Source organism: Sciscionella sediminilitoris (genome assembly GCF_000737195.2).
Taxonomy (GTDB): Bacteria; Actinomycetota; Actinomycetes; order Mycobacteriales; family Pseudonocardiaceae; genus Sciscionella; species Sciscionella sediminilitoris.
In genome coordinates this window covers 59072-83069 of the sequence record NZ_JALM01000051.1, presented here as the reverse complement: position 1 = coordinate 83069, position 23998 = coordinate 59072, and the positions used below count along the sequence as shown (strand labels likewise).

The window sequence follows — 23998 nt, the reverse complement described above, 5'->3', positions numbered from 1 at the left end:
CATGACCGCTAGCTAAGCGTTTTCCTTTTGGAAGGTGCGGGTGCCCCACCAGACCGCGAGCACGGTCAGTACCGCGAGCACGATGATTCCGGTGAACAGTCCGTCGGTGGCGGCCCGGAACGCGGCCCGCTCCGCCTCCATGACATAGGAGAACGGATTGATCCGCGAGATGATGTAGAGCCAGTTCGGGGCCAGCCCGGTGGTAATCGGAATCATCACCCCGGAAAGCAGGAACAACGGCATCAGTACCGTCTGCAGCATGGCGGGGAAGGCCTGCTCGTTGCGGATGACAAGGGCCAGCGCGTACGAGGCCGAGGCGAGCGTGGCACCGAGGAACGCGGCGAGCACCAGGGTGAGCACGATCCCGCCGAACGGGGCGCGCAACCCGAAGAACAGCACCGCGACCACGATGATCAGGGCGGCCTGCACGAGCAGCTGGGCGATGTTGTACCCGACCTTGCCGAGCAGCAGTCCCGCGCGGGAGGCAGGGGTGACCCGGAAGCGCTCGAGCGTGCCGGTCCGGATGTCGGCGAGGATCCCGAATCCGGCGAAGGAACTCGCGAACAGGCCGAGCTGCACCACGAGTGCGGGAACCAGGATCTGCCAGGCGTTCCCCGGCGGGAATCCCGGAGTGCTGGCCACGATCTTCTCCATCAACGGTCCGAAGAACAGCAGGTACAGCAGTGGCTGCATCAGCGAGACGCCGATCCAGGCGGGGCTGCGCAGCCCCAGTCGGGCGTCCCGTTTGAACATCAGCGCGGCGTCACGCAACATCGGCGTGCTCCTTCGTGGTCTCGGTGTCCGGCGCCTCGGCCTCGCGCAGGCTGCGCCCGGTGAAGGTGAGGAAAACGTCGTCCAGGGTCGGCCGCTGCACGCTCATCGCGGTCATGGTGATGTGCTCGGCGTCGAGCGCGCGCAGCAGTTCGGGCATGGCGGTGTCGCCGCGCGGCACCCGCAGGAACACCTCGCCGTCCGCGGTGGACAGCTCGCGGGCCCCGTTGAGCCGCTCGGCGATCGTGGCCGCGCGGGCGGCGTGCTCGGTGTCCACGGTGAACCGCACCGCGTCCCCGGCGACCCGGGACTTCAGCTCGTCCTGGGTGCCCTCGGCGACGATCGCGCCGTTGTCGATGACGATGATCCGGTCGGAGAGCGCGTCCGCCTCGTCCAGGTAGTGGGTCGTGAGGAACACCGTGGCGCCCTGCTCATTGCGCAGCTTGCGGATGTGGTCCCACAGGTTCGCCCTGCTCTGCGGGTCGAGCCCGGTGCTCGGCTCGTCCAGGAAGACCAGCCTCGGCTCGTGGATGAGCCCCATGGCGATGTCCAGCCTGCGCCGTTGCCCGCCGGAGAGGGTGCGGCAGCGCCGGTCGTCGAGGCCGCGGAGGTCGAGCTGCTCGATCAGCTCGGCGGCGCGGTCCCGGGCCCTGGCCGCGGGCATCCGGTAGAACTGGCCCTGGAGCACGAGTTCCTCGCCGACCTTGGCCTCGGCGGTGGCGCCCCCGGACTGGGAGACGTAGCCGATCCGCTTGCGCACCCCGAGCGGATCGGTGCGCAGATCGCATCCGGCGACGGTCGCCTCACCCGCGGTCGGGGTGAGCAGGGTGGTCAGCATGCGCAATGTGGTGGTCTTCCCCGCGCCGTTCGGCCCGAGAAAACCGATCAGTTCGCCCTCGGCGACTTCGATGTCCACTCCGCGCACCGCTTCGACGGTGGTGCGCCCGGAGCGACTGCGACTGGTGAAAGTGCGGGCAAGGCCGCGTGTGGTGATCATTCGGTCCCCATCGGTAGTCGGCAGCTAACTCGGAAGGAGTAACTGCTGCTGCGAGTATCGCCACGTCGTCAAGTCGAATTACCAGCGTACGGCCTTTCTTACGCTTAGTAGGGTGAGCTGGCTCTACCGCATTAGTGCCCCCCGCACTAATGACTGCCGCCGGGTTTGTGATGAAACTGGGTACATGACGATGCTCGACTTGCTTCAGCAACCCAAGGCCCGCCCGGGCTCGGCAGGCAAGGCATTTCTGGCTGCCGCACTGCGCAACCCGTCGGTGATCGGCGGGATCGGGCCGACGGGTAGCAGACTCGCGCGGCGCCTGGCCTCGGTGGTGCCCTCGGGCGGAGAGCTGGCGGTCGTGGAGCTCGGGCCGGGCACCGGTCCGGTGAGCAGGGCCGTGCGGGAGCGGCTGAACGGAAACGGGCAGCACATCGCCGTCGAGGTGGACGAGCGGATGGTGCGCTACCTGCAGTCGGTGCTTCCCGATCTGGATGTGGCGCACGCGGACGCCGCCCAGCTGCCCACCCTGCTCGCTGAACGCGGGCTGGACAGCGCGGATGCCGTGGTCAGCACCCTGCCCTGGTCGAACTTCGCCGAGCCGACGCAGCGCAGCCTGCTCGAGGTGATCGCGGGCAGCCTCGCCGAAGACGGCGTGTTCACCACCATGGCCTGCTACAACACCCTCGCCCAGCCGAGCGCGCGGCGGTTCCGGAGGCTGCTCGGCGAGACCTTCGAAGAGGTGATCACCACCCGGGTGATCTGGCGCAACTGGCCGCCCGCGCTGAGCTACGTCTGCCGCAGGCCGATCGGGTAACGGGGAGACCGAAACCGGTTCGCGCGCGCTCGGCGGGGGTTCGTAGGCTGTGACTATGCAGAATCCCGTGTTGACCGCCGTGGCCTGGCCGTACGCCAACGGGCCCCGGCACATCGGCCATGTTTCCGGTTTCGGCGTCCCCTCCGACGTGTTCTCCCGGTACATGCGCATGGCCGGTCACCCGGTGCTGATGGTCTCCGGCACCGATGAGCACGGGACACCGATGCAGGTGCAGGCGGAGGCCGAGGGGCTGAGCCCGCGCGCGACCGCGGACAAGTACGCCTGGAAGATCCACGAGGACCTGCGCGGTCTCGGCCTGTCCTACGACCTGTTCACCAGGACCACCACCGGGAACCACTACAAGGTCACCCAGGACATCTTCCTCGCGCTCTACCGCAACGGGTACATCGTGCCCAAGACGACCACCGGCGCGGTCAGCCCGTCCACCGGCCGCACCCTCCCGGACCGCTACATCGAGGGCACCTGCCCGATCTGCGGCTACGACGGGGCGCGCGGGGACCAGTGCGACAACTGCGGGAACCAGCTCGACCCCACCGACCTGATCAACCCGCGCTCCCGGGTCAACGGGGAGAAGCCGGAGTTCGTCGAGACCGAGCACCTGTTCCTCGACCTTCCCGCGTTCACCGAGACGCTCGGGAAATGGCTCGCCGGGAAAACCGAATGGCGGCCGAACGTGCTCAAGTTCGTGCGCAATCTGGTCGACGACATGCGTCCCCGCGCGATGACCCGCGATCTCGACTGGGGGGTGCCCATTCCGCTCGACGGCTGGCGCGATCAGCCGATGAAGCGGCTCTACGTGTGGTTCGACGCGGTGATCGGCTACTTCTCGGCGAGCGTGGAATGGGCGCGCCGCAACGGGGACCCGGACGCGTGGCAGCGGTTCTGGCTGAACGAGGACGCGCGCGGCTACTACTTCATGGGCAAGGACAACATCACCTTCCACGCCCAGATCTGGCCCGCGTTGCTGCTCGGGCACAACGGCGAGGGCGATCGTGGCGGGGTCACCGGGCCGTACGGGAAACTGCGGCTGCCGGACGAGATCGTCTCCTCGGAATTCCTCACCATGAGCGGTTCCAAATTCTCCACCTCACGGGGAACCGTGATCTACGTGAACGACTTCCTGCGCGAATTCGGGCCGGATCTGCTGCGCTACTACATCGCCGCGGCCGGGCCGGAGAACCAGGACGCGGACTTCACCTGGGAGGAATTCGTCCGGCGCAGCAATTTCGAGCTCGCCAACGAATGGGGAAACCTGGTCAACCGCGCGGTCTCGCTGTCCTACAAGAACGTGGGCTCGGTACCGGCCGCGCGTGCCCCGCAGCAGGCCGACGAGGAACTGAAAGCCTTGTCCCGCAAGGCATTCGACACCGTGGGCGAGCACCTGCGGCACTCCCGGTTCCGCGCGGCCTCCACCGAGGCCATGCGCGTGGTGACCGCGTGCAACCGCTACATCTCCGACATGGAGCCGTGGAAACTGGGCGACGACCCGGATCGGCGGGACACCGTGCTGAACACCGCGCTGCACGTGGTCTCCGACGCCAACACCATGCTCACCCCGTTCCTGCCGCACGCCGCGCAGAAAGTGCACGAACTGCTCGGCGGGACCGGAACCTGGGCCGCGCAGCCGCAACTGTCCGAAGTGGAGGATCTGGATGTCGCCGGTCAGATCAACCCGATCCTGCACGGGGACTACGCGAACGAGAAGGCGCACTGGGCGTCCAGCCCGCCCGAGCCGGGAACCCCGCTGAGCAAACCGAAGCCGCTGTTCCCGAAGCTGGACCCGAAACTGGGCGAGACCGGCCCGGATTTCGCGCCCATCCCGGGCTGAGCCGGTCAGGACTCCAGAAGCCGTGCCGCGGGCATGGGGATCTCGCGGAGCAGCAGCCGGGACCGCACCTCGCGGACCCCGTGATCGCGTTTGAGTGTGGCGATCACCTGCTCGAAATCCGCGGTGCCCGTGCACGCGACCCGGATCTGGTAGTCGTACTCGCCGGTGGTGCGGAAGGCCTCGAAGATCTGCGGGATGCTCGTGACCGATTCGTGGAAGCGCTCGTTGTCGTAGCCCTCGCGCAGCCGCAGATCGCTGACGAGTACCAGTGGCCTGCCGAGCCGGGTGTGGTCGAGCTTCGCGTGATATCCGGAGATGATCCCGGCGGCGCGCAGCCTGCGCACCCGGTCGGCGACGGTGTTCGCCGACATCCGCACCGATTTGGCCAGCTCCTGATAGGTCAGCCGGGCGTCCTCGAGTAGCAGGGCGATCAGCTTGCGGTCGGTTGCGTCCATTGCGGCCTCGCGAATAATTCGGTGAACTTTCCGACATGGCGATGATATCTCGGCCGAACCGCGATACCGGCCGGTGATCGCTAGCCAAACTCGGCCGGTTTCCCGGCAACATCGAGGCACGTGGACATCGTGCTCAAAGCCCTGCTCACCCCGGCACTCGTGCTGCTCGTCTCGTTCGTCCAGCGTCGCTGGGGTCACCTGCTCGGTGGCCGTCTGGCCGCGCTGCCGCTGACCACCGGACCGTTCCTGCTCATCCTCGCCGCGACCCAGGGCCCCGGACAGGCCTGCTCGGCGGCCCGCGGGGTACTGCTCGGGATGCCCGCGGCGCTCGTCTTCTATCCCGTCTACCTCCGGTGCGCCACCCGGTTCCGCTGGCCGGTCTCCCTGGGCGCGGCCACCCTCGCCTGCGCGGCCGCTGCCGCCGTGCTCACCCTGTTCGCTCCCGGTCCACTGCTCGCGCTGCTGCTCGCGATGCTCGTGTTCCTCGGCGTGCTCCTGTTCGTGCGGACGCGGCGGGTACCGTCGGTCGTGCCGAGCATGCCCGCCTGGGAACTGCCCGCCCGTGCGGTGCTCAGTACCGCCGTGGTGCTCGGGCTGGGCCTGGCCGCCAGTCTGCTCGGTGCTCAGGTCGCCGGGGTGCTCGCCGCCTTCCCGGCGCTGGCCTCCGTGCTGCTCGTGTTCACCCACCGCGCCGACGGGGTACGCGGACCGGTCGAGCTCGTGCACGGACTGCTCGGCGGCATCCCGTGGACACTGGCCTTTCTGGTCTGCCTGCTCCTGCTGCTGCCGGTGCTCCCGGTCTGGCTCGCGGCCGTGTTCGCCTGCGCCACCGTCCTGTTCGGGGGCGGCGCCGGGGTTCTGCGGTCGCGCAGGATACTGACTCCGTGAGTAAGGAGAAAAGCCGCGAAGCACCACCGGTTCCGGAACCGCTCGCCGAGCCGATCATCGATGCGCACACCCATCTGGACGCCTGCGCCGCGGACATGACCGAGGTACTGGACCGGGCGAACGCCGCGGGGATCTCGCGCGTGGTGACGGTCGCCGACGATCTGGATTCGGCGCGCTGGGTGACCGAGGCGGCGGAGGCCGATGAGCGGGTCTACGCGGCGGTGGCCCTGCATCCGACCCGTACCTCGGTGTTCGGTGACCGGGAGCGGGCGGAGCTGGAGGAGCTCGCCGGGCATCCGCGGGTGGTGGCGATCGGGGAGACGGGGCTGGACTACTACTGGCCCTCGGTCGGCGGGCTGGACCATCCGGTGGCCGATGCGGACGCGCAGCGCGAAGCCTTCGAATGGCATATAGACCTGGCGAAGCGGACCGGTAAACCACTGATGATCCACGACCGGGACGCGCACGAGGATGTATTGGAAATCCTGGCGAATCGGACGCCCCCCGATACGGTGATTCTGCATTGCTTTTCCGGGGACGCGGAAATCGCACGGCGCGCCACGGATGCCGGATATTTCCTTTCTTTCTCGGGAACAGTGACCTTCCGTAATGCGACCGCATCGCACGAGGCGGCCCGGATCGCGCCGGAGCATCTGCTGCTCGTCGAGACCGACGCACCGTTCCTGACCCCGCATCCTTACCGTGGAAGGCCGAACGAGCCGTACTGCGCGGCCTACACGCTGCGCGGGCTCGCGGCGCTGCGAGACGTCGGGGAAGCGGAACTCGCGATCACGGTGCGTGGCAATGCCGAACGCGCCTACGGACTTCCGCCGTTGTGACGGGCGACACGTTATGCCAACCGGGTGTTTGCATTGCCGCCGTGGACCCGTTACGGTCCCGTGACCGAGGCAGAGACCGGCAGTACCCCGAATCTTGCTGCTGATTGATGTCTCACCCGCAGTCACGTCGGCGTGCGTCGGGGAATGCTCACACCGCTGGTTCATTTGGGTGTTGGGGACGACGCTGGCTCGGGACCACAGACGAACGAGTATTCGCGTAGGTCGCATGCAGCGCATGGGTAGGCAGCACTGTTGCCATACCTCATGTCTGTCGGCGATGCCGCGCGAAAGCCTTTCGGAGGTAAGGATCCGGTGACCGCGAGCCGCAGGCGCAGCACGCTCCTGCTCGACAGCAACCCGAAGCTTCCCGCTCCCCGTGAAACAGAGATCTCCGGTGAATGGACCACCGTCTGGCGCGGTGACCTGCAGGCCACCCCGGCCGGTTCCGGTTCCCCGTTCTCGGTGACCACCGAGGACGTCATGGACGTCCTCGGAGAGGACGCCAACGATCTCCTCGCGGCGTCCGATCTGGACATGGACGAGCTCGTCGGCCTGCTCAACGCCGAGACGATGCTGCTGCCGCGCATCGACGAGCAGACCGAGGCCGAGATCGAGGCAGCCCTCGCCGGAGTGTCCACTGCGGACCCCGAGGCCGAGGAAGGCGAGCGCAAGGCCGAACCGCGCACGGCCCTTTCCCCGTGGCGCAAGCGATTCCTGCGCGCCACGATCGGCGCCGTGCTGCTCTCCGCGGCCGGTGGTGGTGCCGCGGCGGCCACGATGAACAAGACCGTCAACCTGAACGTGGACGGCAAGACCAAGACCGTGCACACCTTCGCGGACAACGTGGAGGGTGTGCTGGAGAGCGAAGGGCTCAAGGCGGGCCCGCACGACACGCTGTCCCCCTCGCCGAACGCTTCGGTCTCCGACGGTGGCACGGTCACCCTCGACCGCGGCCGCCAGCTCAGCGTCACCGTGGACGGTGTGCAGCAGCAGCACTGGGTGCACGCGGAGAGCGTCGGCCAAGCGCTGCAGGATCTGCAGATCAACACCAACAACGCGTGGATCTCCACCCGTCCGGACAGCCAGATCCCGCTCGGTGGGCAGAACATCGAGGTCAAGACCCTCAAGGCGATCCAGATCCTGGACGGCGCCAACAAGCCGCGGATGGTGGACACGCACGCGGTGACCGTCGGCGAGCTGCTGAAGTCGCTGAACCTGCCGCTTGGCCCGAAGGACACCGTCAGCCCCGGCGCCGACGTCAAGCTGACCAACGGTTCGCAGGTGATGATCTCCCGCTCGGGTGTCAAGGTCATCAACCAGAACGAGGACATCGACCCGCCGGTGCAGAAGGTCGACGACGACTCGATGTACGAGGGCGAGCAGAAGGTCACCGATCCCGGGACCCCCGGAAAGCAGATCGTCACCTACCGGATCACCGATGTGAACGGCAAGGAGACCAAGCGGGAACAGCTCGGCGTCAAGAAGGTCAGCGACCCCAAGCCGAAGGTCATCCACGTCGGCACCAAGAAGAAGCCCGAGCCCTCGATCAGCAACGGCGCGCTGTGGGACCGGATCGCGCAGTGCGAGTCCAGCGGCAACTGGTCGGCGAACACCGGCAACGGTTACTACGGCGGTCTGCAGTTCAACACTCCGACCTGGCAGTCCAACGGTGGCGGCAAGTACGCCCCGCGCGCGGACCAGGCCAGCAAGGCACAGCAGATCGACATCGCCAACAAGGTCAAGGCCGCCCGTGGCCTGCAGCCCTGGGAGTGCGCGGGCAAGCTCGGCATGGACTGAGCCCGGCACTCACGAGCAGCCCTCCAGCCGCTGCTTCGCCAGCGTCATCTCCTCGCGTACCTCGGCGGTGAGACGCTCGCGGAGCAGCGGTTCGGCTATGCGGCGCAGTGGCGGACGGAAGGTGAAGTTCAGGGTGCGCACCGCCCGGGTGCGCCCGTCTCCGGTCGCGGTGACCTCGAAGCTCGCGGTGAACTCGGCGAGCATCCGGGTCAGCCGGTTGCGTGGCGGCCCGGCGAGGCCGATGTCCACCCGTTGCCCGGGAGTCACCCGCATCCACTGAACCACCTTCGGTGTGGGGATCCCGGCGAGATGGCCACGGCAGCCGAACTCGGTGTAGTCGCCCGCGCGGCGCACCCAGTGCACCGGCCGGATCTTCCGGTCGATCTCCGCGTAGCGCTCGATGTCCATCACGAACGTGAGCAGTTCCTCTGGAGCGCAGCCGATCGTCTCGGTGACCTGTACCGTCAACATGGCGGGATGGTACGGCGTTCGCGGAGGTGACGGTGACCGTACAGCTGGCGCACTGGGGTGCGTTCGAAGCCGAGAGCGACGGCAAACGGCTTACCGAGGTGCGGCCGTGGCGCGCCGATCCCGCACCGAGCCCGATCCTCGGCAACATCGCCTCGGCGCAGCACCATCCGGCGCGCATCGACCGGCCGCACATCCGCAAGGGCTGGCTCGACGGCGGCCCAGGCCCCGCCGAGCGCGGTGGCGAGGAGTTCGTCCCCGTCTCCTGGCATACCGCGCTGGATCTGCTCGCCGGGGAACTGCGCCGCGTCTACGCCGAGCACGGCCCACGCGCGGTGTACGGCGGTTCGTACGGCTGGAGCAGCGCGGGCCGGTTCCACCACGCCCAGTCCCAGGTGCACCGGTTCCTGAACACGCTCGGCGGCTACGTCCGCTCCGAACAGAACTACAGCTACGGGGCGTCCGGGGTGCTCGTGCCGCGGGTGCTCGGCAGCATGGGCAATCTGCTCTCCGGCACCTCGTCCTCGGTGCTCGCCAGGCACACCGAACTGTTCGTGGCGTTCGGCGGGCTCTCGCCGAAGAACTCGGCCGTCGCCCCGGGCGGGATCGGGCGGCACGATCTCGGTTCCTGGCTCTCGGCCGCGCATGATCGCGGCTGCCGCTTCGTGTCCCTCAGCCCGCTGCGCGACGACACGTTCGGCGCCCTCGGCGCGGAATGGCTGGCACCGATTCCGGGTAGCGACACCGCTCTGATGCTCGCCATCGCGCACGTGCTCGAGACCGAGGACCTGTGCGACCGGGAATTCCTGGCGCGCTGCACGGTCGGCTACGAACGGTTCGCCCCCTACCTGGCGGACAAGACCCCGGAATGGGCGGAACGCGTCACCGGGATACCGGCCGGCCGGATCCGGTCACTGGCCAGGGAGATGGCCGCTTCGCGCACCCTGATCAGCGTGAGCTGGTCGCTGCAGCGCCAGCAGTACGGGGAGCAGCCGGTGTGGATGGGCATCGTGCTCGCCGCGATGCTGGGTCAGTTCGGCCTGCCCGGTGGCGGGTTCGGGCACGGGTACGGATCCACCGGGGATGTCGGCAAACCGCCCACGGTGGCCTCGGCGCCGCGACTGAGCCAGGGAACGAACCCGGTCGAGGATTCGATCCCGGTCGCGCGCATCGCGGACATGCTGCTGCATCCCGGGCAGCGTTACGAGTTCGACGGGCAACACCGCGAGTACCCGGACATCCGGCTCGTCTACTGGGCGGGTGGCAACCCGTTCCACCACCACCAGGACCTGGCGCGGCTGCGGCGGGCCTTCGGCCGGCCGGACACGGTCGTGGTGCACGATCCGTTCTGGACCGCGAGCGCCCGGCATGCCGACATCGTGCTGCCGACCACCATGGCGATCGAGCGGGACGACTACGGATCAGGGGGCAACGATCCGACGCTGTTCCCGATGCCCGCGCTCACCGAACCGGCGGGACAGGCCAGGGACGACTACACGGTGTTCGCCGAGCTCGCCGGAAGGCTCGGGGTGGCCGGGCGGTTCACCGAGGGCCGCACCGCGGGCGAGTGGCTACGGCATCTCTACCAGGACTGGCGGGATCGGCTGGCCACGCTGGGACACGAGCTCCCCGGTTTCGACGAGTTCTGGTCCGGGGAGCCGATCGAGGTGCCGCTCTACGAACCGGAACGGGTGCTGCTCGCCGATTTCCGGGCCGATCCACAGCGGAACCCCCTGCGCACGCCGAGCGGGCGGATCGAGATCTACTCGGAGACCATCGCGGGATTCGGGTACCCGGACTGCCAGGGCCATCCGATGTGGTTCGAACCCGAGGAGTGGCACAGCGGCTATCCGCTGCACCTGATCGCCAACCAGCCGCGCACCCGCCTGCACAGCCAGCTCGATGTCGGCGAGCACAGCCGCTCGGCCAAGGTCGCCGATCGCGAACCGGTCCGCATGCATCCCGCCGACGCCGAGGCGCGGGGACTGCGCGAGGGCGAGCCGGTGCTGCTGCACAATGCGCGCGGGCGCTGCCTCGCCGGGCTGGTGCTCAGCGAAGAGGTCGCTCCGGGGGTGGTGCAGTTGTCCACCGGCGCCTGGTACGACCCCGATCCCGAGGACCCCGCCTTCTGCGGGCACGGCAACCCCAATGTGCTCACCGCGGACCGGCCGACCTCCACCCTCGCCCAGGCGTGCACCGGTCAGCACGCGATGGTCGAGGTCAGCTCCTACGACGGCGAGCCGCCGCCACTGCGCGCGCACTCCGCTCCGGAGCGGCCGGGTGGCTGAGACAGCGGCGGCTGAGGCTGGGGCGGCTGAGGGAAGAGGCAGCTGAGCACGCCGTACCATTGCCGGGTGCCCGAACTGTTAGGTCCAGCCGAGATCCGCGCGCTCGCCGAGGAACTCGGGGTGCGGCCGACCAAACGCCTCGGACAGAACTTCGTGCACGACCCGAACACCGTGCGCCGCATCGTGGCGAGCGCGGAGCTCGGACCCGAGGATGTGGTGCTCGAGGTCGGCCCCGGCCTCGGCTCGCTGACCCTGGCGCTGTTGCCCGCCGCGGCCGAAGTGATCGCGGTCGAAGTGGACGAGACGCTGGCGAACCGGCTGCCCGCCACGATCGCGGAGCACGTGCCCGAACACGCCGGGCGCGCGCATGTGCTGCACCGCGACGCGCTGCGGCTGACCGCGGCCGAGCTGCCCGCCGTGCCGACCGCGGTGGTGGCGAACCTGCCCTACAACATCGCGGTCCCGGTGGTGCTGCACCTGCTGGCCGAACTGCCGAGCGTGCGCACCGCGCTGGTGATGGTGCAGGCCGAAGTCGCCGACCGGATGGTGGCCGGGCCCGGATCGCGCGAGTACGGGGTGCCCAGCGTGAAGATCGCCTGGCACGCGCGGGCCTGTCCGGCCGGATCGGTGCCGCGATCGGTGTTCTGGCCGGTGCCGAACGTGGACTCCAAACTGGTGCGGTTGCGCCGTACCGATCCGCCCGCGGAGCTGCCGCGGGAGCCGGTGTTCGCGGCCGTGGACGCCGCGTTCGCGCAGCGGCGCAAGACCCTGCGTGCCGCGCTCGCCGGCTGGGCGGGTTCCGCTGCCGAGGCCGAACGGCTGCTGCGCGCCGCGGGAATCGAGCCCTCGACCCGTGGGGAAGCGCTCACCGTCGCGCAATTCGCTGAATTGATCTTGCAACAGCGGGCCGGCGCCGGTTATTCCCAACTGTGATGTGTCGGACTCGGAACGGTCGGGGACTTGTGCTCGGCCGCCGTTTCGGTGTTCACTTTTAGACGGTTATTCCATCCCGAGCGGCCGAGAGACCTGGCTCGTCGACGCCGCAGCAACCACCGGTCACCGGCAGGTGCTTCCGCCAGGACCGATGGAGGGACATGATGCACCTTCGAGAACAGGCCCCGGACTGGCGGTTCACCGAGCGCCGGGTAGTCGATCAGTGCCGCCGGACGGCCACCGGCTGTCGTCACGCGTGAGTTTCCCAGCCTGAAACTTTCCCCTCTCGGCGCTTCTGCGCGCCATGACGTGGAGCTCACCCGTGATCACAGTAGAACACTTGACCAAATCTTTCAGTACCAACGGTAACCGTGTGCTCGCCCTCGATGACGTGAACCTGGATGTGCAGCCGGGCTCGGTCTACGGCGTGCTCGGGACCTCCGGCTCCGGCAAGTCCACCCTGGCCAAGGTCGTCGCCGGTGCCGAACGCCCGGACCGCGGGGCGGTGCGCATCGACGGCACCGATCTGCGCACCCTCGGCGGGCGGGAGCTGCGCAACGCCCGCCGCCAGGTCGGCGTGGTGCCCGGCAAGGACTCCCTGCTGCGCCAGCGCACCGTCGCGGGCAACATCGCCCTCCCGCTCGAGCAGGCTGGCGTGGACGGCCCGAACCGCAAGCGCAAGGTCGGCGAGCTGCTCGACCTGATCGGCCTCTCCGAGCGCGCCGCGCACGGCGTAGACCAGCTCACCGACGGGCAGCGCAACCGGGTGGCGATCGCGCGGGCCCTCGCCACCTCGCCGGGCGTGCTCATCGCGGACGAGCCGACCGCGGACACCGACGCCCAGGGCACGGCGGGCGTGCTGACCGTGCTCGACCGGGCCCGCGCCGAATACGGCACCTCCGTGCTGCTGCTCACCGACAACCCGGGACCGGTGCGCCGGGTCGCCGACGACCTCGCCGTGCTGCGCTCCGGCCGGCTCGTCGCGCAGGGCAGCCTGCTCGGGGTGGCCGCCGATCCGACCGGCGAGCTCGCCGAGGCCGTACTGCCCGAGATCACCAAACCGCGCGGGATCGCCCGCCGTCACGATGTGCTCGCCGAGGTCGTGCTCGTCGGGTTCGCCACGGTCGGCGCGCTGCTTCCGGAGGCGGCCAGCAGGTTCGGCGTCACCCTGGCCACGGTCGGCGGTGGACTGACCCGGTTCGGCGACACCCCGGTGGCACGGTTCCTGCTCGGGGTCGACGGGGAGAACGCCGGGCACGCGCTGAACTGGATCGCCGACCACGGTGGTGTGGTGCGCGGGGACATCGCGGGTGGTCCGGCCGCGCTCGCCGCTTAGCCGCAGGACGACCGGTAGGGTGGGATACGTGCTTTCCGTTGTCCCACCGCCGGTGACCGTGCGCGTTCCCGCGAAGGTGAACCTGCATCTCGCGGTCGCCGACCCTGGTTCGGATGGTTACCACGACCTGTGCACCGTGTTCCAGGCGCTCTCGCTGACCGATGAGGTCACCGTCGCGATCGGGGACGAGGCCGGAGTCGAGGTGCGCGGCAAGGCCGCGGCCGAGGTTCCCGCGGACGGGTCCAATCTCGCCTGGCGGGCGGTGTGCGCGCTCGCCGAGTACGCGGGCAGGGACACCGAGCGGATCCGGGTGCTCATCGACAAGGGCATCCCGGTCGCCGGCGGGATGGCCGGGGGGAGCGCGGACGCCGCGGCCACGCTGCTCGGGCTCGCGGCCATGTGGCGCCTCGAGATCGGGCGCGACGAGCTGGCCGGGATCGCCGCCGGGCTGGGCGCGGATGTGCCGTTCATGCTGCACGGCGGGACCGCGCTCGGTACCGGGCGCGGGGACCAGCTGGTTCCGGTGCTTTCCAGGCACACCTTCCACTGGGTGATCGCGGTGGACGCCGAGGGACTCGGTACCCCGCGGGTGTACGGCGAGCTCGACCGCCTGCGCGCGGCGGGAAAACTCAACCGGCTCGGCGATGTGGAGCCCATGCTCGAAGCGCTCGCCAGCGGGGACCCGCGACAGCTCGCCCTGCTGCTGGGCAACGACCTGCAGGCGGCGGCGGTCTCGTTGCGGCCCGGGCTGCGCCGGACCCTGCGCGCCGGGGTGGACGCGGGCGCGCTGGCCGGGATCGTCTCCGGATCCGGCCCGTCCTGCGCGTTCCTCTGCTCGGGCGAGCAGGCGGCCGGTCAGGTCGCCACCGAGCTGGCCGCGACCGGGACCTGCGCGGGTGTCCGGGTGGCCTCCGGCCCGGTTCCGGGTGCGCGGCTGGTCGGCGGGGACGAGACACCGCGGCCGACTCCGCCCGAGGTGCACGCCTGAGTCCGGAGCGGGTGGAGTCTTCCGGGGCGCGGGGAACTCAGAGCGCCGAGATACTGCCCTCGCCGTGCCCGAAGCCGACAACGCGATTGCGTCCCTGGCATTTCGCCGCGTACACGTGCTGGTCGGCGACGCGCAGGCAGTCGCGGACCTTCTGCCCGTGCAACGGGTACATCGCGACGCCGACCGAGGCGGTCAGCGAGTCGATCGTGACCGGTTCCCCCGCGGTGTTCTCGCTGGCCACCGCCAGTTCGGTGACCCGGACCCGGATGCGTTCGGCCATCGCCATCGCCTCCCGCAGATCGGCCGCGGGCAGCAGCACCGCGAACTCCTCCCCGCCGAACCGCCCGGCCAGGTCGAAGGTCCGGACCTCGGTGCGCAACATCGTGCCGACCGCGCCGAGCACATCGTCGCCCGCGTAGTGCCCGTAGTCGTCGTTGACCCGTTTGAAGAAGTCCAGGTCGATCATCAGCAGGCCGACCTGCAGCTGATTGCGCCTGGCGAGGGCGAAGGTCCGTTCCGCGGCCATGTTCCACGCGGCTGCGTTCGCCAGCCCGGTCTTCCCGTCGGTGGAGGCCGCCTTCTCCAGCTGCTTGGTCAGCACCGTGCGGTGCAGCGTGGCGGTCGGCACCAGCACGATCACCGCGGCGAACGGGAACAGTGCGAGCACGAAGGCGGCGAGCACGCTCAGGCACAGGGTGGTCGCCTCGAGCAGGTTGTCGTCCGCGGAACCGAACAGCGCGGTGAACCCGTGTGCCTCGCGGTCCCGCAGCTTGATCGAGATCGCCATCGCGACCGCGTCGATCAGTTCGAACACCGCCGCGGCGACCAGGATCGCGGTGCCCAGCCGTTCGGCGGAGACCTCGCCGATCGGTTGCCCGGCGAGCAGTGACTCGCTGACCAGGTGCGCCGCCGAGCAGGCGAGCAGTCCGAGACAGGCACCGGAGACGATGCGGGCCAGCGGCGCGGTCTTCGAGGGCCGCCAGCTGCGAAACCACAGGTGCAGATAGAGGACCCCGAAGATCACCGTGATCAGGTAGACCGGCAGCAGCAGGGTGGCGGGCACGACCCAGATCGCGAGGAAGTCGATGTGCGTCTGTCCGCTGAGGCTGCGCCGGGAGCGCTCGACCCCGCGGGACAGTTCGCCCTGTGCGATGCCGAGTACCAGGATGATCCCGAAGACCGCCCAGTTCGTACTGCCCTGACCGGCTCGCAGCGCGCTGAGCACGGTCACGACGAGGACCCCGGCTATCGCGGCTGCCGTGTACCACCGCCAGGCGAGCGGCCACTGCCAGCAGGTCCACCGGCGGGGATCGAAACTGATCCCGGTGGATCCGGGTTCTTCGGGCTCGGCCTGCGAGGTGGGAGTGGTCATACTCGCAACCTTGGGCATTGGCATGGCCAACAGGGTCTGCCTACCATAGCCGGGACATGCGATCGACGTGAGTACCTGGGCAGACGTCGGAGGAGGCGCAGCACGATGCGTAACCGCACGTAACCGACGGTTCTATTCATTTCCGCTCACTCACCTGGGCAAGCTGCCAGGCGAGGATGGGCGGTATTGCCAGCAGGATGCCCACGGCACCCATGATCCCGACCGCCGTGGCGGTACTCAGCCGGTCGGCGATGACTCCGCCGAGTAGCGGGCCGATGCCCTGCACGGTGTTCATGCCCGCGTTGAGCAGCCCGAGCGACTGCGCCCTCGTGCCCGCGGAAACCCGGTCGACCAGCGAGTTCGTGGCCTGCAGCAGGGTCACCGCGCCGCACACCCCCGCGATGAGGAAGCTGACCGCGGCCACCGCGAGCCCGGGATGGGCGAAGCTGACCAGCAGCGGTGCCCCGGCGCCGAGCACGACCAGGCTGAGCAGCCGTTCGTGCCAGTGCGGCCGGATCAGCTTGGTCCACAGGATCGAGCCGAGCACCGCGCCGATCGGGTCCGCGGCGAGCAGGATGCCGAGCGCGATCGTGTTCGTGCTGAGCTCGCGCGCGTACGGCACGGCGAGCCCCTCGTACACGATGAACAGGCCGCTGAGCACACCGAACGCGAGCAGGGCCCGCCGCGCGCCGTTGGCGAACAGGGTGTGCGCCCCGGAGACCGCGGAACGGACGAAGCCTTCCCCATGGCTGCGCTCCGCACTGTCCGGGGCGGGCCGTGGGCGCACCCCGATCCAGGTCACCAGCCCGGAAAGGACGAAGGTGACCGCGTTGAACAGCAGGACCAGCCGTGGCTCGACCACGGTGAGGGCGAGCCCGACGAGCGGGAACAGCGCGATCTGTCCCGTCTGATTGGTCATCGACCGCACCGCGAGTCCGGTGAGGTAGGCGCGACCGGGGAGCACATCCGCGATCAGTGCCATCTGTCCGGCCTTGAACGGTGCCTCCACGAACGACACCAGCCCGACGAGCACGCACAACGCGGAGATCGGCACCCCGGGAATCGCGACCACGACCATCAGCGCGGCCCGCACGAGATCGGCGAGGATCAGCACGGCGCGGCGCGGGAACCGGTCCGCGAGGCTGGAGAGCAGGATCCCGCCGAGCAGCGCCCCGCCGTAGGTCATGCCGAAGGCAAGCCCGGTCAGCGCGGCGGAATTCGTCTCCAGCAGCACCAGATAGCCGAGCGCGACCCGGCCGGACTGCGAGCCGATGATGGAGAACAGGTCGGCGAGCCACAGCGACCGGTACTCCCGGTTGCCGAGTACATCCCGGTATCTCGCAGGCTCGGTGTCCACTTCGGTCAAGATATCCCCCAGTCCGGATCGTGACGCCGCACACGGTACTCCGGGCGCCGCGCTGCGTACTGCTCCGCGCGGGGGATCGCCGTGCGAACCGGGCGGCGGCACGGATGGGACAATTTCTTCCGGTATCGAACGAACCAGTGATGGAAAGCGCGGGTAGATGGTCAACCTTGTCAATCTCGAGGCAGTGCACAAAAGCTACGGCGTGCGGCCGTTGCTCGACGGTGTCTCGCTCGGGATCGGGGACTCCGACCGGATCGGCGTCGTCGGCCTCAACGGCGGGGGGAAGACCACGCTGCTCGAGGTCGTCGCGCGCCTCGCCGAGCCGGACGAGGGCCGGGTCAGCCACGGGCGTGACCTGCGCATGGCCGTGGTCACCCAGCGCACCACGCTCGATCCGGCCGCGACCGTGCGCCAGGTGGTGCTCGATCCGCGCGGTTTCGGCGCGGAGCACGAATGGGCGGCCGATCCGCACATCCGCGGGGTGCTCGAGGAGCTCGGGGTGGCCGCGCTCGGACTGGAACGCCGGATCGGCGAGCTCTCCGGCGGGGAACGCAGGCGCGTCGAGCTCGCGGCCGCGCTGACCAGGGAACTGGACCTGCTCGTGCTGGACGAGCCGACCAACCACCTCGACGTGGAAGGGGTGCGCTGGCTGGCCGAGCATCTGCTCGCGCGCAACTGCGCCCTGCTCGTGGTCACCCACGACCGGTGGTTCCTGGACACGGTCTGCACCCGCACCTGGGAGGTGGTCGACGGGCGGGTCGAGTCCTACGAGGGCGGGTACTCGGACTGGACCTTCGCGCGCGCCGAACGGGCCCGGCTGGCCGACAGCGCCGAGGAGAAGCGGCGCAATCTGGCCCGCAAGGAGCTCGCCTGGCTGCGCCGCGGTCCGCAGGCACGGTCCTCGAAGCCGCGCTACCGGGTCGAAGCGGCCGAGGCGCTGATCGCCGATGTGCCCGAGCCGAGGGACACCGTGGCACTGACCAGTTTCGCGCGCAGGCGGCTCGGGAAGACGGTGCTCGAACTCGAGGACGCCACGTACCGGATCGGCGAGCGCACGATGCTGGACAACGAGACCTGGCGGATCGGCCCGGGGGACCGGTTCGGTCTGGTCGGGGTGAACGGTTCGGGCAAGACCACGATGCTGCGCCTGCTCACCGGTGAGCTCGAGCCCGAGAGCGGGCGCCTGGTGTGCGGGAAGACCGTCCGGCTTGCGCACCTGTCCCAGGAACTCGCCGAGCTGGATCCGCAGCTGCGCGTGCTCGAGGCCATCGAACTGGTGGCGAGCCGGGTCGTGCTCGGCAAACAGGAACTGTCCGCCTCCCAGCTCGCCGAACGGTTCGGGTTCGGCAAGAGCAGGCAGTGGACCCCGGTCGGGGACCTCTCCGGCGGGGAACGGCGCAGGCTGCAGCTGGCCCGGTTGCTGATGGGGGAGCCGAACGTGCTGCTGCTCGACGAGCCGACCAACGACCTGGACATCGATACCCTGCAGCAGCTGGAGGACCTGCTCGACTCCTGGCCGGGCACCCTCGTCGTGGTCTCGCACGACCGGTACCTCATCGAGCGGGTGTGCGACCGCACCGTCGCGCTGTTCGGGGACGGGCGGATCACCGACCTGCCCGGCGGCATCGAGGAGTACCTCAACCGCAGGAAGTCACTCGCCGAAGCGGCACCGGTGAACGGCAAAGCCCGCAAACCCGAAAGCGATGCCGCCCGGCAGCGCGCCGCGCGCAAGGAGCTCGCGAAACTGGAACGGCGCCTGGACACGCTCAGCGCCAAAGCGGCCGAGCTCGACAAATCGGCGGCCGAGGCCGGAGCGGATGTCGACAAGCTGACCACGATCGACGCCGAACTCAAGGCGGTGCGCGCCGAACGGGACGAGGTCGAGGAACAGTGGCTGGAGGCGGCCGAGCGCGCGGAATAGCCGGGAACCCACCATGGAGTGAGGAATTGTGGATTCCACACAATTTCTGACCCCAGTGTTGTCCTCGCGCGCAGGGTACACAGCGGCTACCGCACAGTAGGCTTTTCGGGCATGAGCAGGTTCGTGGAGACGCTTGTGCGTTCGGCGCACACCTCGGCCAAGGGAATGGTCACCGGTGAACCGTCCACCCCCACCCGCAGCACCTGGGGTGAGGTACACGAACAGGCCAAACGGACGGCCGGTGCGCTGCGCTCGGGCGGGCTGCAGGCCGGGGACGCCGTCGCGGTGCTCGCCGCCGAACCGGTCTCCATCGCGCCCACCGTGCAGGGGGTGTGGCTCGCCGGCGGCAGCGTGACGATGCTGCATCAGCCCACCCAGCGCACCGATCTCGCGGAGTGGGCGAACGACACGGTGACCGTGCTGAACATGATCGGCTCGAAACTCGTGCTGCTCGGCGCGCCCTTCGAGGCGATCGCCGACGTGCTCGACCAGCACGGCATCCGGTATGTGCTGCTCACCGAACTCGACGCGGAACCGCTCGCCGAGCCCATCCCGCGCGAGGAGGACGACACCGCGCTGCTGCAGCTGACCTCCGGTTCGACCGCGGAACCGAAGGCCGTGCGGATCACCCACGGGAACCTGTACGCGAACCTGACCGGCATGATCGAACGGTCCGGGATCGACGTGGCCACGGACGTGATGATGTCCTGGCTGCCGCTGTTCCACGACATGGGCATGGTCGGATTCCTCACCGTCCCGATGACCTTCGGGATCGAACTGGTCAAGATCACCCCGCCCGATTTCCTCTCCGGGCCGCTCGTGTGGCCCCGGCTGATGAGCAAGTACCGCGCGAACGTGACCGCGGCGCCGAACTTCGCCTACGCGATCGTCGGCAAGCGAATGGCCAGCGCCGAGGAGGAATTCGACCTCTCGCACCTCAAGATCGCGCTCAACGGCGCCGAACCCATCGACGAGAGCGCCGTCGCCGCGTTCGTGGCCGGTGGTGCCCGGTTCGGTATGCCCGCCGAATGCGTCTTCCCCGCCTACGGCATGGCCGAATGCACGCTCGCGATCAGCTTCGACCCGGCGGGCACCGGATTCCACGTCGACCACGTCGACCCGGACCAGCTCGAACGGGACGACCGCGCCGTCGCCACCGAAGGCGGGCGCGGGTTCCCCAAACTCGGGCACCCACTGCCCGGGGTCGAGGTGTCCGTGGTGGATTCCGAGGGGCGCGTGCTCGGTGACCGCGAAGTGGGCGAACTGCGGCTGCGCGGGAGCTCCGTGACGCCCGGCTACCTCACCGTCCGCGGGCCGCTGCGCACCCATACCGAGGACGGCTGGCTGCCGACCGGAGACCTCGGCTACACCATCGACGGACAGGTCGTCGTGTGCGGGCGGATCAAGGACGTCATCATCATGGGCGGGCGCAACATCTACCCGACCGATGTCGAGCGCGCCGCAACCAGCGTTTCCGGGGTGCGCGCCGGGAACGCCGTCGCCATCCGCCTCGACGCCGGGACCAAACGGGAACGCTTCGCCGTCGCTGTCGAATCCAAACTCGCCGGGGACAGCGAGGAACAGGAACGCATCGGCCGCGAGGTCACCGCGCGCATCATGGACGCCGTCGGTGTCCGCCCCATGGAGGTGCTCGTCCTCGGCGTCGGCACCCTGCCGAAGACCCCGTCCGGGAAACTACGCCGCGCGGCGGCCGCGGACCTGCTCAGCGCCTGACCGCGGAAGGGCCCTCCGGTGCCGGGTGCGCGGCGCGCTATCGGGCGGAGGCGCGCAGGTTCTCGATATCGGCGCGCACGGCCTCGATGATGTTCGCGCGCGAATGGTTGACCTCGAGTTCGATGTAGAACAGCCATTCGCGATCCATCTCGGGTGACCGGCTTTCGATGAACTCGATCAGGCGGGTGGTGGACACGGCCACGGCGTCGGCATAGGCCTTCACTTTCCCGGCTATGTCGGTGCAGCCCAGGATGGCTGCCGTGTCCTGCAGCGGAAGTACCCGGATGAACACGCCCTCCGAGCGGCTGATCAACACAGCGGTGTCCGGGAGTTTACCGCCCGTTCGCGTGCGCTGCTCGACGGTTTCGACCAGCTTCCGGTAGCCCCTGCGGTACTCGTTGACGGCCTCCAGCAGTTCGCCGTAGAAGGACCAGCGTTTGTCGAGGAAGTACTTCTCGCGTTCCAGTGTTCCTTCGTGGTGATGGTTGTCCCGGTCGCGATCGCGTTCGTGCGCGAGCTGGCGCACCAGCCGCCGGTCGGCTCGCCGGTTGCTGATGAGCATGGTGGCCAGGCTGGTCAGGAGCGTGACCCCGCCGGAGATCAGCGCTATCAGTACCTTGTCCACGGTGCGAGAAGATCTCGCCGCTACTGCTTGGGGAAGTCGTAGCGCACCGTCACCGGGGCATGGTCGGACCAGCGTTCCTCGTGGCTCGGGGCCCGTTCGACGACGGCGGAGCGCGCGGCCGCGGCGAGTCCGGGGGTGGCCACGTGCAGGTCGATGCGCCAGCCGGAGTCGTTGTCGAAGGCCCTCCCGCGGTAGGACCACCAGGAGTACGGTCCCTCACCTTCGGGCTGCGCGGCCCGGCCGATGTCGGTGTAGCCGAGCTCGTCGTAGATGGAGTCGAGCCAGGCGCGCTCCTCGGGAAGGAACCCGGCCGCGCCCTGGTTGCCGCGCCAGTTCTTCAGGTCCTCCTTGCGGTGGGCGATGTTCCAGTCGCCGCAGACGAGTGCCTCGCGCCCCTCGGACTCGGCTCGCTTGCGCAGGTCGGCGAGATACGGCTGGAACGCCTCCATGAACCGTTCCTTCTCGTCCTGGCGCGGGGTGCCGACGTCTCCGCTCGGCAGGTAGAGCGAACCGATGATCGTGGTGGGCAGGGTGATCTCGACGTAGCGCCCGGCGTCGGCGAACTCCTCGGCGTCGAAGCCGATCCTGGTCTCGAGTGCCTTACGCCGCGCCAGGATCATCACTCCGGCCCGGCCCTTGGCCGCGGCGGGAGCGTGCAGCACGGTGCGCCAGCCCTCGGGTTCACGCACCTCGGCGGGCAGCTGGTCGGCGGTGGCGCGCACTTCCTGCAGGCACACGACATCCGCCTTGGTCCCGGCGAGCCATTCGCGGTAGCCCTTCTTCGCGGCGGCACGCAGTCCATTGACATTCACGGTGGAAACGGTCAGCACGTGCGCGAGCGTACCGACCGGCACCGACAAAGCGGACCGGGCCGGAGCCCGTCGGCTCCGGCCCGGTTCTCAACCTTCCCCTCGGGTTTCTCCGTGCTCAGCGGTCAGCCGGGCACGGCAGGCCGGGTGAGTGGACTTTATCGGCTGCCCACCGGCCGGTCCTCCGGAAAACATCGACGGCGATTACCGGGCTTTTTCCGGAGCGAATTACCGATTCGCACATCGCTTCCTCCGCTCCGTCGTTTCTCTCGGCAAGCCATCGGAGATACCCTCTGACGACCATGATTAGGAATACACCGATATGCGCTCCGGTGCCAACAAAAGCCCTTGATCTCACTCCACGGAGGGACCTGAACGGGTAGTTGTCCACAACTGAATGGTAATAAAATCCGGACCTGCCTCACGACAAAAAATCGGGCCGCACCGGAATGGTGCGGCCCGATTCATTCGGAATCCGGGCGATCAGGCGGAAGCCATCTTCCGCTGCAGGTTCTCGTCCAGCGTCGCGAGGAATTCCTCGGTGGTCTGGTACGGCTGATCGTTGCCGACGAGCAGCGCGAGGTCCTTGGTCATCTTGCCGCTCTCCACGGTCTCGATGACGACCTGCTCGAGGGTGTTCGCGAACTCGACCACCGCGGGGGTGTTGTCCTTCTTGCCGCGGGCGTCGAGGCCGCGGGTCCAGGCGAAGATCGAGGCGATCGGGTTGGTCGAGGTCGCCTTGCCCTGCTGGTGCTGGCGGTAGTGCCGGGTGACCGTGCCGTGTGCGGCCTCGGCCTCGACCTTGCCGTCCGGGGTCATGAGCACCGAGGTCATCAGGCCGAGCGAGCCGAAGCCCTGGGCGACCGTGTCGGACTGCACGTCACCGTCGTAGTTCTTGCACGCCCAGATGTAGCCGCCCTCCCACTTCAGCGCGGAGGCGACCATGTCGTCGATGAGCCGGTGTTCGTAGGTGATCCCCGCGGCCTCGAACTGCGCCTTGTAGTCGCGCTCGTAGATCTCGGCGAAGGTGTCCTTGAACATCCCGTCGTAGGCCTTGAGGATGGTGTTCTTGGTGGACATGTAGACCGGGTAACCACGGTCGAGCCCGTACCGCAGCGAGGCGTGCGCGAAGTCCTCGATGGACTTGCGGAAGTTGTACATGCCCATCGCCACGCCACCGTCTTCGCCGAACTTGGCGACCTCGAGCTCGAGCGGCTCGGAGCCGTCCTCGGGGGTGTAGGTGATGGTGACGGTGCCCGCGCCGGGGACCTTGAAGTCCGAGGCCTTGTACTGGTCGGCGTGCGCGTGGCGGCCGATGATGATCGGCTTGGTCCAGTGCGGGACGTAGCGGGGGATGTTCGAGATCACGATCGGCTCGCGGAAGATGACACCGCCGAGGATGTTGCGGATCGTGCCGTTCGGGCTGCGCCACATCTTCTTGAGGCCGAACTCCTCGACCCGCGCCTCGTCCGGGGTGATGGTCGCGCACTTCACGCCGACGCCGTGCTTGGCGATCGCGTTCGCGGCGTCCACGGTGACCTGGTCGTCGGTCGCGTCCCGGTGTTCCATCCCGAGGTCGAAGTAGTCCAGGTTGACATCGAGGTACGGGTGGATCAGCTTGTCCTTGATGAACTGCCAGATGATCCGGGTCATCTCGTCGCCGTCGAGTTCGGCGACCGTCCCCTCCACCTTGATCTTAGCCATGCGGTAGGTCTCCTCTGTTCTCGCAGCCCGCTTACGGTACAAGC

The 23998-nt window shown here is 68.8% G+C and carries 20 protein-coding genes and 1 riboswitch; of the genes, 11 read left to right on the top strand and 9 right to left on the bottom strand.

The window, feature by feature from the left end:
* Positions 1 to 12: 12 nt before the first annotated feature.
* Both AD72_RS20915 and AD72_RS20910 read right to left on the bottom strand, forming a co-directional pair.
* A complete protein-coding gene (locus tag AD72_RS20915; protein ID WP_031468229.1) occupies positions 13 to 774 on the bottom strand; it encodes an ABC transporter permease in 762 nt (253 codons plus the stop codon).
* Positions 764 to 1768 (bottom strand): daunorubicin resistance protein DrrA family ABC transporter ATP-binding protein, encoded by a 1005-nt coding sequence (locus AD72_RS20910; RefSeq protein ID WP_031468228.1) that lies wholly within the window; start codon positions 1766 to 1768, stop codon positions 764 to 766. The genes AD72_RS20915 and AD72_RS20910 overlap by 11 nt, the downstream gene beginning before the upstream one ends.
* Positions 1769 to 1952: 184 nt before the next feature.
* Here AD72_RS20910 and AD72_RS20905 point away from each other — a divergent pair, with 184 nt between their 5' ends.
* A complete protein-coding gene (locus tag AD72_RS20905; RefSeq protein ID WP_031468227.1) occupies positions 1953 to 2582 on the top strand; it encodes a class I SAM-dependent methyltransferase in 630 nt (209 codons plus the stop codon).
* A gap of 55 nt (positions 2583 to 2637) precedes the next feature.
* Positions 2638 to 4431, top strand: a complete 1794-nt coding sequence (gene metG / locus AD72_RS20900; RefSeq protein ID WP_031468226.1) for a methionine--tRNA ligase — start codon at positions 2638 to 2640, stop codon at positions 4429 to 4431.
* Positions 4432 to 4436: 5 nt separating this feature from the next.
* On the opposite strand, the gene AD72_RS20895 is transcribed toward metG, so the two are convergent.
* Complete coding sequence (locus AD72_RS20895) at positions 4437 to 4886, bottom strand: Lrp/AsnC family transcriptional regulator (RefSeq protein ID WP_031468225.1); 450 nt, start codon at positions 4884 to 4886, stop codon at positions 4437 to 4439.
* 120 nt (positions 4887 to 5006) lie between these two features.
* On the opposite strand from AD72_RS20895, the gene AD72_RS20890 reads away from it, so the two are divergent.
* From AD72_RS20890 to AD72_RS38060, 3 genes are all read left to right on the top strand, one after another.
* A complete protein-coding gene (locus tag AD72_RS20890) occupies positions 5007 to 5774 on the top strand; it encodes a hypothetical protein (protein ID WP_031468224.1) in 768 nt (255 codons plus the stop codon).
* On the top strand, positions 5771 to 6613 hold the full coding sequence (locus tag AD72_RS20885; RefSeq protein ID WP_031468223.1) for a TatD family hydrolase: 843 nt from the start codon (positions 5771 to 5773) through the stop codon (positions 6611 to 6613). Before AD72_RS20890 ends, AD72_RS20885 begins: the two co-directional genes overlap by 4 nt.
* Positions 6614 to 6925: 312 nt before the next feature.
* Positions 6926 to 8410, top strand: coding sequence for a resuscitation-promoting factor (locus AD72_RS38060; protein ID WP_037346738.1), 1485 nt, complete (start codon positions 6926 to 6928; stop codon positions 8408 to 8410).
* Between the two features lie 9 nt (positions 8411 to 8419).
* Here the strand turns inward: AD72_RS38060 and AD72_RS20875 are convergent, their stop codons facing one another.
* Positions 8420 to 8881: an SRPBCC family protein gene (locus AD72_RS20875; RefSeq protein ID WP_031468221.1), complete on the bottom strand. Its 462-nt coding sequence runs from the start codon at positions 8879 to 8881 to the stop codon at positions 8420 to 8422.
* Positions 8882 to 8907: 26 nt separating this feature from the next.
* On the opposite strand from AD72_RS20875, the gene AD72_RS20870 reads away from it, so the two are divergent.
* The 4 genes from AD72_RS20870 to AD72_RS20855 all read left to right on the top strand — a co-directional run bounded on the left by AD72_RS20870 (position 8908) and on the right by AD72_RS20855 (position 14423).
* Entirely contained in the window at positions 8908 to 11166 is a 2259-nt protein-coding gene (locus AD72_RS20870; RefSeq protein WP_031468220.1) for a molybdopterin-dependent oxidoreductase, read from the top strand.
* A 66-nt stretch (positions 11167 to 11232) separates the two neighbouring features.
* On the top strand, positions 11233 to 12099 hold the full coding sequence (gene rsmA / locus AD72_RS20865) for a 16S rRNA (adenine(1518)-N(6)/adenine(1519)-N(6))-dimethyltransferase RsmA (RefSeq protein ID WP_031468219.1): 867 nt from the start codon (positions 11233 to 11235) through the stop codon (positions 12097 to 12099).
* A 68-nt stretch (positions 12100 to 12167) separates the two neighbouring features.
* Positions 12168 to 12257, top strand: a riboswitch (SAM riboswitch).
* A gap of 164 nt (positions 12258 to 12421) precedes the next feature.
* Positions 12422 to 13435 carry a methionine ABC transporter ATP-binding protein gene (locus tag AD72_RS20860; protein ID WP_031468218.1) on the top strand — a complete coding sequence of 338 codons (1014 nt, stop codon included), beginning with the start codon at positions 12422 to 12424 and terminating at the stop codon, positions 13433 to 13435.
* A 28-nt stretch (positions 13436 to 13463) separates the two neighbouring features.
* Complete coding sequence (locus AD72_RS20855; RefSeq protein ID WP_031468217.1) at positions 13464 to 14423, top strand: 4-(cytidine 5'-diphospho)-2-C-methyl-D-erythritol kinase; 960 nt, start codon at positions 13464 to 13466, stop codon at positions 14421 to 14423.
* A 37-nt stretch (positions 14424 to 14460) separates the two neighbouring features.
* On the opposite strand, the gene AD72_RS20850 is transcribed toward AD72_RS20855, so the two are convergent.
* Together AD72_RS20850 and AD72_RS20845 are read right to left on the bottom strand one after the other, a co-directional pair.
* On the bottom strand, positions 14461 to 15795 hold the full coding sequence (locus tag AD72_RS20850; RefSeq protein ID WP_051898838.1) for a GGDEF domain-containing protein: 1335 nt from the start codon (positions 15793 to 15795) through the stop codon (positions 14461 to 14463).
* 136 nt (positions 15796 to 15931) lie between these two features.
* A complete protein-coding gene (locus AD72_RS20845; RefSeq protein ID WP_031468215.1) occupies positions 15932 to 17152 on the bottom strand; it encodes an MFS transporter in 1221 nt (406 codons plus the stop codon).
* Positions 17153 to 17318: 166 nt separating this feature from the next.
* On the opposite strand from AD72_RS20845, the gene AD72_RS20840 reads away from it, so the two are divergent.
* The gene (locus AD72_RS20840) at positions 17319 to 19082 is read left to right on the top strand and encodes an ABC-F family ATP-binding cassette domain-containing protein (RefSeq protein ID WP_031468214.1); all 1764 of its coding nucleotides are present in this window, start codon (positions 17319 to 17321) and stop codon (positions 19080 to 19082) included.
* Positions 19083 to 19193: 111 nt separating this feature from the next.
* Complete coding sequence (locus AD72_RS20835; RefSeq protein ID WP_031468213.1) at positions 19194 to 20816, top strand: fatty acyl-AMP ligase; 1623 nt, start codon at positions 19194 to 19196, stop codon at positions 20814 to 20816.
* A 37-nt stretch (positions 20817 to 20853) separates the two neighbouring features.
* Here the strand turns inward: AD72_RS20835 and AD72_RS20830 are convergent, their stop codons facing one another.
* From AD72_RS20830 to AD72_RS20820, 3 genes are all read right to left on the bottom strand, one after another.
* The gene (locus AD72_RS20830) at positions 20854 to 21441 is read right to left on the bottom strand and encodes a hypothetical protein (protein ID WP_031468212.1); all 588 of its coding nucleotides are present in this window, start codon (positions 21439 to 21441) and stop codon (positions 20854 to 20856) included.
* Positions 21442 to 21461: 20 nt separating this feature from the next.
* Positions 21462 to 22271 carry an exodeoxyribonuclease III gene (locus AD72_RS20825; RefSeq protein WP_031468211.1) on the bottom strand — a complete coding sequence of 270 codons (810 nt, stop codon included), beginning with the start codon at positions 22269 to 22271 and terminating at the stop codon, positions 21462 to 21464.
* A 462-nt stretch (positions 22272 to 22733) separates the two neighbouring features.
* A complete protein-coding gene (locus tag AD72_RS20820) occupies positions 22734 to 23954 on the bottom strand; it encodes an NADP-dependent isocitrate dehydrogenase (protein WP_031468210.1) in 1221 nt (406 codons plus the stop codon).
* Between the last annotated feature and the right edge of the window lie 44 nt (positions 23955 to 23998).

What these genes read in the sequence shown, in the direction of transcription:
- AD72_RS20915 (WP_031468229.1), bottom strand. Translation starts at nt 774, where the DNA reads ATGTTGCGTGACGCCGCGCTGATGTTCAAACGGGACGCCCGACTGGGG.
- AD72_RS20910 (WP_031468228.1), bottom strand. Translation starts at nt 1,768, where the DNA reads ATGATCACCACACGCGGCCTTGCCCGCACTTTCACCAGTCGCAGTCGC.
- AD72_RS20905 (WP_031468227.1), top strand. Translation starts at nt 1,953, where the DNA reads ATGACGATGCTCGACTTGCTTCAGCAACCCAAGGCCCGCCCGGGCTCG.
- metG (WP_031468226.1), top strand. Translation starts at nt 2,638, where the DNA reads ATGCAGAATCCCGTGTTGACCGCCGTGGCCTGGCCGTACGCCAACGGG.
- AD72_RS20895 (WP_031468225.1), bottom strand. Translation starts at nt 4,886, where the DNA reads ATGGACGCAACCGACCGCAAGCTGATCGCCCTGCTACTCGAGGACGCC.
- AD72_RS20875 (WP_031468221.1), bottom strand. Translation starts at nt 8,881, where the DNA reads ATGTTGACGGTACAGGTCACCGAGACGATCGGCTGCGCTCCAGAGGAA.
- AD72_RS20850 (WP_051898838.1), bottom strand. Translation starts at nt 15,795, where the DNA reads ATGACCACTCCCACCTCGCAGGCCGAGCCCGAAGAACCCGGATCCACC.
- AD72_RS20840 (WP_031468214.1), top strand. Translation starts at nt 17,319, where the DNA reads ATGGTCAACCTTGTCAATCTCGAGGCAGTGCACAAAAGCTACGGCGTG.
- AD72_RS20835 (WP_031468213.1), top strand. Translation starts at nt 19,194, where the DNA reads ATGAGCAGGTTCGTGGAGACGCTTGTGCGTTCGGCGCACACCTCGGCC.
- AD72_RS20820 (WP_031468210.1), bottom strand. Translation starts at nt 23,954, where the DNA reads ATGGCTAAGATCAAGGTGGAGGGGACGGTCGCCGAACTCGACGGCGAC.